14 protein-coding genes are annotated in these 12,559 nt (G+C 56.8%); 3 read left to right on the forward strand and 11 right to left on the reverse strand.

What is annotated here, in order from left to right; genetic code table 11:
• Positions 1 to 53: 53 nt before the first annotated feature.
• The 7 genes from TCARDRAFT_RS03230 to TCARDRAFT_RS03260 all read right to left on the reverse strand — a co-directional run bounded on the left by TCARDRAFT_RS03230 (position 54) and on the right by TCARDRAFT_RS03260 (position 4,455).
• The gene (locus TCARDRAFT_RS03230) at positions 54 to 431 is read right to left on the reverse strand and encodes a NifB/NifX family molybdenum-iron cluster-binding protein (RefSeq protein ID WP_007288572.1); all 378 of its coding nucleotides are present in this window, start codon (positions 429 to 431) and stop codon (positions 54 to 56) included.
• Between the two features lie 24 nt (positions 432 to 455).
• The gene (locus TCARDRAFT_RS03235; RefSeq protein WP_007288573.1) at positions 456 to 824 is read right to left on the reverse strand and encodes a NifB/NifX family molybdenum-iron cluster-binding protein; all 369 of its coding nucleotides are present in this window, start codon (positions 822 to 824) and stop codon (positions 456 to 458) included.
• A gap of 16 nt (positions 825 to 840) precedes the next feature.
• Positions 841 to 1,761: an ATP-binding protein gene (locus tag TCARDRAFT_RS03240; protein ID WP_007288574.1), complete on the reverse strand. Its 921-nt coding sequence runs from the start codon at positions 1,759 to 1,761 to the stop codon at positions 841 to 843.
• Positions 1,740 to 2,606, reverse strand: coding sequence for a nucleotide-binding protein (locus TCARDRAFT_RS03245; RefSeq protein ID WP_007288575.1), 867 nt, complete (start codon positions 2,604 to 2,606; stop codon positions 1,740 to 1,742). The genes TCARDRAFT_RS03240 and TCARDRAFT_RS03245 overlap by 22 nt, the downstream gene beginning before the upstream one ends.
• 28 nt (positions 2,607 to 2,634) lie before the next feature.
• Positions 2,635 to 2,961 carry a DUF5320 domain-containing protein gene (locus TCARDRAFT_RS15695; protein WP_007288576.1) on the reverse strand — a complete coding sequence of 109 codons (327 nt, stop codon included), beginning with the start codon at positions 2,959 to 2,961 and terminating at the stop codon, positions 2,635 to 2,637.
• Positions 2,962 to 3,020: 59 nt separating this feature from the next.
• Positions 3,021 to 3,449: a DUF134 domain-containing protein gene (locus TCARDRAFT_RS03255; protein WP_007288577.1), complete on the reverse strand. Its 429-nt coding sequence runs from the start codon at positions 3,447 to 3,449 to the stop codon at positions 3,021 to 3,023.
• A 208-nt stretch (positions 3,450 to 3,657) separates the two neighbouring features.
• A complete protein-coding gene (locus TCARDRAFT_RS03260; RefSeq protein WP_007288578.1) occupies positions 3,658 to 4,455 on the reverse strand; it encodes an NRDE family protein in 798 nt (265 codons plus the stop codon).
• A 290-nt stretch (positions 4,456 to 4,745) separates the two neighbouring features.
• Here TCARDRAFT_RS03260 and TCARDRAFT_RS03265 point away from each other — a divergent pair, with 290 nt between their 5' ends.
• The gene (locus TCARDRAFT_RS03265) at positions 4,746 to 5,342 is read left to right on the forward strand and encodes a nitroreductase family protein (RefSeq protein ID WP_040682997.1); all 597 of its coding nucleotides are present in this window, start codon (positions 4,746 to 4,748) and stop codon (positions 5,340 to 5,342) included.
• 112 nt (positions 5,343 to 5,454) lie between these two features.
• Here the strand turns inward: TCARDRAFT_RS03265 and TCARDRAFT_RS03270 are convergent, their stop codons facing one another.
• The 4 genes from TCARDRAFT_RS03270 to TCARDRAFT_RS03285 all read right to left on the reverse strand — a co-directional run bounded on the left by TCARDRAFT_RS03270 (position 5,455) and on the right by TCARDRAFT_RS03285 (position 9,222).
• On the reverse strand, positions 5,455 to 5,838 hold the full coding sequence (locus TCARDRAFT_RS03270) for a DUF302 domain-containing protein (protein ID WP_007288580.1): 384 nt from the start codon (positions 5,836 to 5,838) through the stop codon (positions 5,455 to 5,457).
• Positions 5,839 to 5,994: 156 nt separating this feature from the next.
• Positions 5,995 to 7,461, reverse strand: coding sequence for a nickel-dependent hydrogenase large subunit (locus TCARDRAFT_RS03275; protein ID WP_007288581.1), 1,467 nt, complete (start codon positions 7,459 to 7,461; stop codon positions 5,995 to 5,997).
• A gap of 1 nt (position 7,462) precedes the next feature.
• A complete protein-coding gene (locus TCARDRAFT_RS03280; protein ID WP_007288582.1) occupies positions 7,463 to 8,704 on the reverse strand; it encodes a hydrogenase small subunit in 1,242 nt (413 codons plus the stop codon).
• Positions 8,698 to 9,222, reverse strand: coding sequence for a hypothetical protein (locus TCARDRAFT_RS03285; RefSeq protein ID WP_040682998.1), 525 nt, complete (start codon positions 9,220 to 9,222; stop codon positions 8,698 to 8,700). The genes TCARDRAFT_RS03280 and TCARDRAFT_RS03285 overlap by 7 nt, the downstream gene beginning before the upstream one ends.
• Positions 9,223 to 9,368: 146 nt before the next feature.
• Between TCARDRAFT_RS03285 and TCARDRAFT_RS03290 the strand changes: the two genes are divergently transcribed.
• Together TCARDRAFT_RS03290 and TCARDRAFT_RS03295 are read left to right on the forward strand one after the other, a co-directional pair.
• A complete protein-coding gene (locus tag TCARDRAFT_RS03290; protein ID WP_007288584.1) occupies positions 9,369 to 10,478 on the forward strand; it encodes a M48 family metallopeptidase in 1,110 nt (369 codons plus the stop codon).
• Positions 10,479 to 10,582: 104 nt separating this feature from the next.
• Entirely contained in the window at positions 10,583 to 12,496 is a 1,914-nt protein-coding gene (locus TCARDRAFT_RS03295; RefSeq protein WP_007288585.1) for a sigma-54-dependent Fis family transcriptional regulator, read from the forward strand.
• Positions 12,497 to 12,559 lie beyond the last annotated feature (63 nt).

A 12,559-nucleotide genomic window follows, 5' to 3' on the forward strand; every position in this document is an offset into this window, starting at 1 on the left:
GTGTGCGTTTAATTTTTTCCCCGGCCTGTGCCGGCAGATTGCGGGCGCGGTATTCAATGGCTGCAGCCATGACCATGGTGACCGTGGTCGCAGGCGTTTTGCCGGCTCGCTAGTTTGCCGGCAAGGTAAAGGCTGACAACTTCTTCAGGCGGTGCCGACGGTGCGCCGCATAATACCTTAACGCCTTTTTGGGCCAGAATTTGTTGAGCGTTTTCACCAATGCCGCCGGCTAGCAGCAGGGTGCACCCCTGGTCGGCCAGCCAGTTGGGGATGACGCCGGGCGCGTGCGGTGGGGGCGTCAAAGTTTCTTTTACAATTATTTTCCCATCTTTGACAGTGAAAAAGGTAAATTGTTCGCAGTGACCGAAATGGGCGCAAAGTTTACCGCTGGCGGTCGGGACAGCAATTTTTTCCATTTTTTCTAACGACATAATATTTTCCCCTTTCACTTTACTTTATTTTTTGATTTCCAGCGCATTGGGCGCGGCGATTTCAGGAAGCTCACCGGCGTTAAACAACTTAATTGCCTCGCCGACAGTAGGTGAGGCATTGCCAATCGAATATATTTTGACGCCGCCGGTTGACAGCACTTTAAACGCTTTTGGCCCCACATTGCCGGTGATCAGAATTTTTGCGCCTGTTTTTATGAGGTTTTGCGCCGCCTGAATGCCGGCGCCGTGAGCAGCCTCCAGGTTCTGGGTGTTGTCGTGGCATGACCAGCTGCCTGCTGTTTGATCATAAACGACAAAATAGGCCGCTCGCCCAAAACGGCTGTCAACGGTTGCATTTTGGTCTTGGCCATGGGCAGTAACGGCGATTTTCATCACTCATCCCTCGCTTTCATGATTGTTTAAATCTGGTTAGCCAGCGGGACAAAAACGACTTGCTGCGCATGTCGGCAATACCCAGCATTTCTGCCAGACTGCGCCACATGGCTTTTAGAGGCTCTGTTACGCTGGTATCGTCAGTGTCCATGACGGTTTTGCCCTGGTTTACCGCTGTCCGGAACGCATCGCTGTAGGGGATGCGGCCAACGACGGGGATAGCGGCATCGGCGCACCAGGCAGCGATGGCATTGGTGTTTTCTGTATGTAAGTCGCTTTTGTTAATACAAACGGCCATAGGCAACTGAAAATGTTTAACCAGGCTGGCCAGCCGCTTGAGGTCATGCCGGCCGGACAGCGTGGGTTCCACAACGGCTAAGACCAGACTGGCGCCGGAAATGGCCGCAATCGCCGGACAGCCGATACCAGGCGGGCCGTCGGTGATGATTAACGGATATTTATTAGCGGTAGCAAGTTTTTTTGCTTCTTGGCGAACCTTGCTTACCAGTTTGCCGGAGTTTTCTACCGCAAGGCCCAATCTGGCATGCACGAGCAGGCCCAGGCGGGTATCGGCGATAAACCAATGGCCAGCTTCTTTTTCCCGCATGGCAATGGCGTGCTGGGGACAGTTGAAGGCGCACACGCCGCAGCCCTCGCAGTCTAGCGGCGAAGTAAGCGTGCCGCTGGTGATGGCGCCAAACCGGCACAGGCGGGTGCATATGCCGCAGCCGTTGCAGTTTGTGTGGTCGACATGAGGCTCGAAGCCGGCAGTAAACCCATGCGCCTCCCGCTGCGATGCGCCTGCTATGAGGTGAAAATTGGCGGCGTCCACGTCGCAGTCAGCAATGACTTTGCGCGGGGCCAGATGCGCCAGCGCCGCCGCGATGCTGGTCTTGCCAGTACCGCCCTTGCCGCTTACGATGACAAGTTCTTGCATGCAGATGCCTCCTTAGCGGCCGTAAGCCAGTCCCAAATTTGGCTGGCGATTTCGGCAAATTCATGGCTGATTTTGCCGGCAGCATACTGCCGGGCAAAGTCAGTGCTGTACGGCAGTCTGGCGATAACCGGCATGCCGTGTTCGCGGCACAAATCGTCGATGATGTGGTCGGCGGCCGGATCGCTCTTGTTGATTACTACGCCGGCCGGCAATGCGAGCATGCGGACGATGCCAATGGCGAGGGCAAGGTCATGCCGGCCAAACGGGGTGGGTTCAGTGACCAGCAAACAAAAATCGCTGTCTTTTACGGCCGCGACCATAGCGCAGGCTGTGCCAGGCGGGCAATCGACAATGATGTCGCCGGCCTGGGCGGCTAATTCTTTTTTTAAGGCTTTTATGAGCGGGGTGGCGTTGGGCGTGCCTACGCGTAGGTGGCCGCTTACCAACTTGATGCCGGGGAAGACGGAAGCCATCCCGGAGTTGATGACGCCAATGGTTTTTGTTCCTTCGGCAAGGGCTGATGCGGGGCAGGCAAGGATGCAACCGCCGCAGCTGTGGCAAAGTTCGTCAAAGATTACTGCCTTGTCGCCGGCGATGGCGATGGCATTAAACATACATACCTCGCTGCAGCGGCCGCAGCCTGTGCAGCGACCGGCGTCAAGCACCGGGGTCATTACCGTTATTTCTTCGTCAGGCTGATGCCATGTGGGCGCCAGGAGCAAGTGGCAGTTTGGCTCTTCCACGTCGCAATCGGCGACGGTTACGCCAGGGCGGACGCTGGCAAGAAGGAGGGCGAGGGAGGTCTTGCCGGTACCTCCCTTGCCGCTGGCAATGCTGATAATCACATCAATACCTCCGCTAAACGGCTAGAGGTTATTTGGTTTCCTCCGCCTTTTCTTGAGTGGATTTATTGGCCAGGCTGCGTAGGTTAGCCGCCCGCTTTTCCAGCTGGTCGGCCATCATTTGCATTTGTTCGGTGCTCATCATAGCCGATGCTCCCTGGGCACTGGCGGCCATGCGGCCCATGCCGCGGCCAAAACCAAAGCCAAAGCCGCAGCCCATGCCGCGACCGCGGCCGAACCCAACGCCAAACCCGCGGCCCATGCCGCGACCGAAGCCAGCAATAGCCCCCAGACAGCCGCCCAAACCGCGGCCAATCGGGCCGGTGCCCATAGGACCGGTTCCGTCTCTGCCAGGCATAGGTTTCACCTCCTTTCGTTATTTTATGAAATATATTTCATAACGAAGTTAAAAAAAGATTAGTGCTGACGGCTGACGTTTGGCGACAGACAGGCCGGACAGGTTGCACGGCGCCCGCAATGTCCGTGGCCGCGCGGCGCCGCCCAGTGGTGGCCGCAGGCGTGACAGACAAAGGTAGGTGATGGCTGCGACCCAACAATGCGGAAATTGCCGCCTTCGATGCGCAAGGCATAACCTTGCCAGAGCGCCGTCGCAATTTTTTGATGGGCGCTGCTTAAAAGCCGGTTGAAGGTAGCGGGAGATATGTCCATGCGGGCGGCGGCGGCAGACTGGTCAAGTTGTTCGATGTCGGCCAGGCGCATGGCTTCCATTTCTTCCACGGATATCGTCATCTCTTCGGCGATGTTTCTGAGCGGTATACCGGCTGGTTTGTAGTGAGTAACGGGTGGCAGTTGTTCAACAAGACGTTCTTTGTGCGGACGACCCATGGCGCTCCTTTCGTTTATGAAATATATTTCATAAACAATATATAACAGTTTTGTGGAAATGTCAATATTTTTTCCATCAAGCGCGAAATTTTATTGGCTTCGCCAGTTCGACTTTCCATGTGCAACCGGCACAGTGTTTTGATTATACGCCTAGGGGAGAAGGCGAAAGGTTAGTTAAGCGGTTTTTATGCTTTTGATCGGCAGTCAATTAGCCGATGGGCTGAAAGCCTTGCCCGGAAGTCAGCCTGAGCTTAAATATATATTCCCTGGTTGCGATGCTGTCCCCGGCAGGCGAATAGGTCCTTTCAATGAACCGGACGTTGCCGGCATAGTCAATCAGCAGCAGGGTGCCCGCGCGGGTGCCGTAGTCCGGCGTGACGATAAATATGGGCGATAAGGCCCGTTCCAGCTCCCGGCTGACGCCGGTCGCAGGCAGCTCATGATCCGGCGCCGGCTGTCTATCGGCGAGAATGTCCCAAAGATTGTCCTCCTTGACGTCGTCGGCTGCCAAGCAAGCGGCCAGCTTGTGGCAGCCTTTGGCCACTTTCGGCCAGGCTGTGTCCAGCAAGTGGTTGCTGAGACCGTGGATGCCGGGGGCGACCGCGGTAACTTTGTTGTGCCGGTTAGAATAATACCATAACCCGGTCGCATCGCCGACCAGCAGGTTGAAGCCGTTGTACTCATTAGCTTGGCGGTCGACGGCCGCCAGGTAGTCGCGCGGCTGCTGCTCGCTGCCCAGGTAGCCGCTGACAAGTTTACCGCGGGACAGGGCGTCCGGGCGGTAGCTGGCCGGGTCCCGGTAATTAGTCAGGGCGGCTAAGCGGCCGCTTCTTGTGATGCCCAGCCAGGTGCCCATCTGCTCAAGGTCACGACCAGCCAGCAGCATTGGCTGATCTGGCCAAAAGTGAGCCGGCGCGCTGGGGCGGCGGTAAAACTCATCCCGGTTGGCGGCCAGCACCAGCCAATACCGGGGGTGGTGACGATACGCGAATAAAATGATACACATGACGGCAAGGGCTCCTTTTTGATGAAATCGCACTTTTTGCGTTCTATCCTAAAAAGCGGTTATCAACATGATTCAACACAACTTTCTCATTCCCCCCAAGACAGCCACTTGTGACAAACAAAATTTTAAGGCTATTATCTAAACAAGGCTTTTGCTAATTATTATTCATAAACACTTGTTATTGCTGTTAATTAGTGGTAAAGTAGAATTATGGAAAGAACAGTAAAATGCTGATGGCGGAGTCGTAACTGAAGTAGCAGCAATATAAAAAGGGGGAAGAGGCCGTGAAGATGTCTTTTTGGGACGCGGTAAAAAACAGAAGAACATATTATAGCCTCAGTAAAGAGCCAATCGTTGCCGCTGAGCGCATTCTGGAGATTGTGAGCGAGGCGGTAAAACATGCGCCCTCGGCCTTCAATTCCCAGAGCGCGCGCGTAGTCGTGCTGCTAGGGGAGCACCATGACCGGCTGTGGGATATTGTCAAAGCGGAATTAAAGAAAATCGTGCCGGCAACGCAATTTTCGGCTACGGAAGATAAAATCAACAACGCTTTTCGCAGCGGGTATGGTTCAATTCTGTTTTTTGAGGACATGCAGGTAATTGAACGACTACAGCAGCAGTTTCCGACATATCGCGACGCTTTTTTGACGTTTTCTAATCATTCGGCGGGGATGTTGCAGTTTATCGTCTGGACGGCATTGGAGCAAGAAGGGTTGGGTGCATCGCTGCAGCATTACAATCCGGTCATTGATGACGCCGTAAAAGCCGAGTGGCATATTCCGGACAGCTGGAAACTCCTGGCCCAGATGCCGTTTGGCAAGCCTGTTTCCCAGCCGGGCGCAAAAGAGTTTCAGCCCCTGGCAGAGCGCATCAAGATCTATAAGTAAAGGTGTAGCTTAAGCGCGAGCGATTGCTGGCGCTTTTTTTTGTAAATACAGCTGAACATAAAGACCAGCAAGCCGTTAAAACCGGTATGCTGGTCTAATTAAATTTATATTGTTACTTTGCCATATCAATGGCTTTTATTAGTTCTTGCTCAACTTCATGAGCAAAAGAATGAAGAGCAGTATTATTAAACATCTGTATCATAGTTGTAGGACGGATTGTTCCAATTTGCGTAATATCATCCTTTACATATACCACTATCTTACAGGGCAAAAAATACCCGACACGTATATCCGCTTCCAGTGCCTCTTTGGCCTTTTGCGGATTACAGACTTCTAAAATTCGAAAGTTCCTTTTATACTGTACTCCTTTTTCCTGGAGCTTACCGGGTACATCAAGTTCCCATAAAACACCAAACTTTATTGAGATCAGTGCCTCTTTTAAACTATCAATCGCCTCTTGAAAACTTTTTTGCGAAGTCACCGTATAGTCGAACAATGTGTTATTCTCCCTTCTGGAATTTCTTCTGCGGATGCTGAATCAATAACGTGGCGGTAGCCGAAGAGATTTTGACCTATGTGCTGCGGGATATGACCGCGCCGGAAGAGGGCTTTTATTCGGCCGAAGATGCCGATGCAGGAAGAGGGGCTGGACCTATTGGGGGAAACCGCCTAGGTCTGTCAGGATTTTGCCTGCCGGGCGCCGGTCAGGGATGCAGCCAGCCTGGCGCAGGTGCTGGCGAAGGGGGGCGCTGATGAGGTGGGCGGCGCAGGTGAAACAGGGGTCGAAGGAGCGGATGACGCGCCCCACTTCAATCAGACTTTCGGGAGCGGCGATGGGGGTGCCGATGAGGGCCTCCTCGACCGGGCCGCGCTGGCCCAGATTGTCCCGGGGCGAGAAATTCCAGGCTGTTGGCGTGACAATCTGGTAGTGGCTGATTTTGCCTTCTTCAAAGCGCAGCCAGTGGCCCAGCGCGCCGCGCATAGCTTCCAGAAGGCCGACGCCTTCGCCGCGGGGTGGCAGGGTATAGGGCGCCAGCGTGGGCGCGCCGGGAGCTATCCGCGCCAGCCATTCCTGGGCCAGCCGGCAGATTTTGAGCGCCTCGCGGGCCCGGGCGATCAGGCGGTCCATGACCGAGATGCCGCGCCGGTACTCACCGCTGATCCATGCCCTAGCCAGCGGTCCGGTCTCGGCCGGCAGACGGCCATAGCGCGGCGCCTTGCACCACGAGTAGGCCGCTGACTTGTCCGGGGCGGCTGCGGTGCGGCCCTCGATAGGGTGACGGCTTTCCTGATCGTCCTGATACCAGCCATGGTGAATGTGCTCGGTGATGCGGGTGAGGTCAAGCGGTTGGGGGAGGCCGCCGTTCTCCACCAGGCCGACGGGAAAGGCAGGCTGGCCGGTGCCCGGCTCGGGAAACCCGCCGTACGACAGGAAATGACCATAGCCCCGGCCGATGGTGAAATAGTCTTGATAGTACTCGGCGATGGTCAGTACGTCCGCAAGGTAGACTTTTTCCACCCATTCCTTGATTTCTTGCAAAATGGCACCATAGGCCATCAGCCGCTCGGCATTCGCCCGTTCGGTCACGCCGGTAGGCATGATGGTTTGTTGGTGGGGGGCTTTGGCACCAAACAATGCCATCATTTCATGTGCGCGGGCGGCCAGGTCGAGGGCGGGGCGGACATGGCCGAACAGTTCGTCGTTGAGCTTTTTGGGCAAGCGAAAGTCGCCCTTGGTGCGGGGGAAAAACGGGGCGCTGTCCGGCCCGGTCACATAGTCGGGCAGGACCAGCAGGTAAAAATGGCGCAGGTGGTTTTGCAGAAAATCGGCGGCCATCAGCAGGTTGATGAGATACTGGCCGGCCGGCGTGGGCTGGACGCGGCAGGCGCTGGCCAGCGCCTGGGCGGCCGCAACGGCATGGGCGCTGGAGCAGATGCCGCAGATACGCTGAACAAACAGCGGGGCATCGCGCACGTCGCGACCGGTGAGCATGAGCTCCACGCCGCGAAACAGACAAGCGCCAATCCAGGCGTCGACTACGCGGCCGCCCTGGACGTCCACTTCCACACGAATGGGCTCGTGGATGCGGGTGACAGGAAACAACGTTTTGACGGTCATGTTACCGCCCCTTTCCGTCCTTGTCCTCGGTGCGCCAGAAGTCGGCCAGCCGCCGCAAAAACGACTTGCGGCGCCTGGTGGCGCGATAGCTTTCCAATTTTTTGGTTTCCGCCAGGAGGGCGTTTTGCTGGCGAATAAGGTCGTCCAGTTCCTGCTTGACTTGTTCTAGGCTCTCCGGTGGCGTCGGGTCGCTCGGCTTGGTGCCCTCGACAAAATGTTTGTGGATGCGGCGGGCAAAAATGCTGGCCGCCAAATGGGTGCCCACTGCGCCCGCGCCGAGGGCAGCCACGGCGGCGCCGGTTTTGGCGGCGCTGATGGTTACTGCCGGCGTGCGGATATCGGGCAGGTAGTTGTAAAAGGGCATTAAGCCGTCAGGGAAATAGGGACTGGCGCAGCCGATGCACGGCGTGCCGGCTTTGACCGGCCAGTTGACATAATGGTTCCACTGGCGCAGCGGACAGTCAGCATGGGTGACCGGTCCCTTGCAGCCTACTTTGTAAAGGCAGCCGTCATCGCCGGGAAAGTCGGCGAAAATGCCGTCTTCAAACTGCTGCCGCCGCTGGCACAGCTCGTGAACGGTTTTGCCAAAAAACATTTTTGGTCGGTTATAAGCGTCCAGCTGGGGCATACCGTATAGTAACAGGTGGGTAAGCGTACCGGTTATCCAGTCGGGGTGGGCCGGGCAGCCCGGGATATTGATGACGGTCTGACTGACTACTTTCCCCACTCCCTTAGCACCGCCCGGATTAGGGTAGGCGGCGGAGGGACCGCCATAGCAGGCGCAATCGCCTACGGCTATGATGTATTTGGCCTTGGGGGCCATTGCGCGCACCGCCGCCAGGCCGGTGACAGCCTGGTCCCGCCGGTCGATGAAGAGAATATCAAACTTGCCGTCCGCCGCCGTCATGACGGCGCCTTCTACGATAAGCCAAAAGTTGCCTGCTTCCCGCTCTACCGTATCGTACAAAAGGTCAATGACCGGCGCCCCTTGGGCGGCGTTGAGCAGCCAGTGGTAGCGGAGGTCAATCATGTCGAACAAAAGCTGGTACAAGGTGGGATTGACGGCGTTATCCAACGAAATGGAGTTGCCGGTGCAGCCGCCCAGCTCCAGCCAGATGACCGGGGGCTTGGCTGACGGTTTTGCGGCGTAAACTTCCTGTACCAGGGGGTAGAGTTGTTCGGTCAGGCTAAGGGAAAGGGCGGCGCTGCTGCATAATTTGAGAAACGCGCGGCGGGTCAGCATGACTTTGGTCTCCGGCGTGGTTTGGGTGCGGCGCTTAGCCAGGCAAAGAGGGCAGCGTAGAGCGTATAGCCTAAAAGCCCAAGCAGCAGCCAGGCGTAGCCGGTGAGAACAAGGTAGCGGCCAATTGGCAACCTGCCACTGGCCTGCAGCCAGTCACCGGCGGCCAGGACCAGGCCGCCGGCGACGAGGAAAAGTGACAGCACGCGCTTCATGCGTTCGCTCACATCCAGTTTGCCGGCCAGCCAGAGCACCGTGGCGGTCATGGCCCCGGCCGCCGCCAGATGCACGGGGATACGGGCATGATAGTACGCGGCCTGGGCGAACCAGGCGTAGTCGCGGGCAAAGGCGCCGGCCATGGCAAGGTCGCCTTTGGTCGCCATATTGAGCGCCATGTCCAGGTTGTATAGAAGCGCTAAATGCAGTTCTTGCCGGAGAAAAACGTCATAATAAACGCTGTAAGCCGTACTGAGCAGAAAAAGCAGCAGTCCACCGGCCGCTAGGATGCGTTGACTGGTCACGTTCTGTCTTCCTTTCTCCAAAAGAATCCCAAGTATAAAGTACCCACATTTGCTGTCTTTATACAGCAAATGGAACAGAACGGCAGCGGCGGCAGGATTTGCTATAGCGAAAGGCGAATTTATCCCACAGCGGAGGAGGGAAAGAAATGTTTCGCCTGAAGCGGCAAATTATCTGGTGCGACCTTAGCGTCCTTTGCGGTTTGTTAATAAGACGCGTGAGCGCGGTTGTCCTTATGCTGGCCTTGGTGTTTGTCCTGGCGGGGCCGGCGCCGGCCGAAGCAGCGCTTATCAGTACCAAGGAAGAAATATCGATCGGCCGCGATGTGGCCAAGGATTTGGAAAAAAAATACGGCCTGGTCGACGACCCGGCCTTACAGGAGCGGGTTGCCCGCATTGGCGCCCGCCTGGTAGAAGTGTGTGACCGCAAAGAACTGCCATATACCTTTAAGGTGTTAAATTCCAAGGAAGTCAATGCCTTGTCCCTGCCGGGCGGTTTTATTTACGTGTTTAAGGGTCTGGTAGACTATATGCCGTCCGACGAAGAGTTGGCCGGTGTTCTGGGCCATGAGCTTGGACACGTCGTCAAGCGGCACAGCGTGCGCCAGATGGAAAAGAGCCTGGCGGTAAGCCTGATTTTCGGCGCCGTGCTGGGTGATCGGGCAGCACTTTTGCAAAATTTGGCCTATAACGCGATTATGGCCGGGTACAGTCGCGACGACGAGCGTGAGGCCGACTATCTCGGTTATCTTTATAGTACGCGGGCGGGCTACAACCCCTACAGCATGATCATGGCCATGCAAAAACTGGCTGACTTGGAGAATAAACCCAGTTATGGCATCTTTTCGTCTCACCCCGAGCCGGAAGCACGGCTGGGGCGACTGCAAGCGTACATAAAAAAAGACAATATCCGGCCTCAGGTCATCGTCAGCGGCAAAAGCGCCCAGGTCGTGGACGGCACATGGCAGCTGCCGGCTTTTTTCAGTGCCTACAATAACTATAAACCGATATACCGCGCCTATTTCACCGCTGGCGCTCTCTATCAGGTGGCTCAACACTATCCTAATTTGTCTGGCGACTACTTCTATTTGACCAGCGACGGTACCAACATGACCGTCTACTATGACGACATGGCCATTACTACTCTTACGCCGGCCGATGCGGCCGATCACGGCCAGGACCTGGCCGCCTTTGCGGAAAACTATGTGCTTAAGCTGCGGGAATGGGCCGAGCGGCGCCGTACGGCCGCGACGGATTAAGTCTCGGCCTGCCACTCTGCCCGGCTGCGGCGGGCTATCCCGATGGTCGTCTGTGGTGCGACAAAAGCCCCTGCGGGGGCTTTTTTCTAAGCGGAGGGGAGAGCGTGGGCAAGATAACGGTTATAATACCATATTCCCAAATGCAGGCGGTCGTGGAACGGACGTTTCAGGAACAGAATGATCCGGGCTGGGAGCTGGATATTATTTTCGCTACCGGGGTACGGGAGATTGCCCGGCGGCGGGACTTCAGCACTGACGTTGTTGTGGCCCGCGGGGTGACGGCCGCTGCCTTGAAGCGGCTGATGGGCGATACGCCGGTTGTCGATATGCCGGTAAGCGGTTATGATATTCTGCGGGCCGTCAAAGCCTGCCAACAACGCTTTGCCGCCACCAAGATCGCGATTGTCGGTTCCCAGGACATGATTTACGGAGCCAAAAGCATCGAAGATATTATGGACATCAAGCTGGCGGTGGTCGAGGTCCGGGAGGAGGATGACGCCGAACAGAGCATCCGGAACATTAAAAATAGCGGGGTCGATATTGTCATCGGCGGGGTAATGTCGACGCAGATTGCCGAACGTCTGGGGCTTAAAACCGTGTTTATCGAAACCGGCCGGGAAGCGATCTATCATGCCCTGCGGGAAGCGAAACGGGTCGCCCGTGTGCGACGCCAGGAGCAGGAGCGCAGCGAACAATTCCGCACCATTCTCGACTATTCGACCGAGGGCATTATTACGGTGGATGCCGCCGGCGCCATTAATTTGGTGAATGCCGCCGCCATGAAAATAACCGGCTTGTCCGGAGAGGCGGTCGGCTTGGCTGTTGACAAGCTGTTGCCCCAGCTGGGCTTGAGCCGGGTGCTGGCGTCCGGTCGGGCCGAGCTTGGCGAGGTCGAAACGGTGAACGGACAGCAAGTGGCCGTCAACCGGGTGCCTATCATTATCAGGGGCCAGGCGGTCGGGGCGGTGGCCACCTTTCAGCCGGTAGCCGACATTCAAGCTCTGGAGGGAAAAATCAGGCAGAAAATTTATAAGCGCGGTCTTGTCGCCCGGTTGACGTTTGACGATATCCTGGGCGACAGCCCGGCCATCCGCCAGACAATCGCCATCGCTCGCGAGTTCAGCAAGGTAAACTCCAATGTATTAATCACCGGTGAAACGGGAACGGGTAAGGAGATTTTCGCCCAGAGCATTCATAACGCCAGCAGCCGCCGCAAGGGGCCGTTCGTAGCGGTCAACTGCGCCGCTTTGCCGGAAAACCTGCTGGAAAGCGAACTGTTCGGCTACGCCGAAGGCGCATTTACCGGCGCGGCGCGCGGCGGCAAGATGGGCTTGTTTGAACTGGCCCACGGCGGCACGATTTTTCTCGATGAAATCTCGGAAATCTCCCCCAAACTGCAGGGACGGCTGCTCAGGGTCCTGCAGGAACGGGAAATTATGCGCCTTGGCGACGACCGGGTCATTCCGGTCGATGTCCGCATTATTGCCGCGACCAACCGCGACCTGTACCAAATGATGCAGGCCGGCCTGTTCCGCCAGGACCTTTATTACCGGGTGGACGTGCTGAAACTGGTCCTTCCGCCGCTTAGGGAGCGGCAGGAGGATATTATCCCTCTCATGCAGCATTTCCTCAAGCTATATTGTCTGCGGTCCAACCGGCCGGTCAAGGAAATCGGCCCTGACGCCCAGGCGATGCTCCGCCGGTATCACTGGCCGGGCAATGTGCGGGAATTGCGTAATATTGCCGAGCGGCTGGCGGTCTTGGCCAGCGGTCCGGTTATCGGGGCGCGCGACATTGCGGCTGTCCTTACCGGGGAGACAGGCAGGAGAAAGGCGATAAACGAGACGGCTGAGCCGGCCGCGGCGCTTGCCGGAGCCAATGATGTGGACCTTAACCGGGCCATCCTGCTAAAAGCGTTGGAAGAAGCGGACTACCATTACGGCCGGGCCGCGGCCAGGCTTGGCATCAGCCGGACGACGCTGTGGCGGCGCCTTAAGCAATACCAGGTAGGGGAATAGCTATTTGAAACAATTGCAACAAATGAAATAATAGGGTGGGCCCTGGTGCGTCCCTCGAACGCC

The organism is Thermosinus carboxydivorans Nor1 (assembly GCF_000169155.1).
In the GTDB taxonomy this organism is placed as follows: Bacteria; Bacillota; Negativicutes; order Sporomusales; family Thermosinaceae; genus Thermosinus; species Thermosinus carboxydivorans.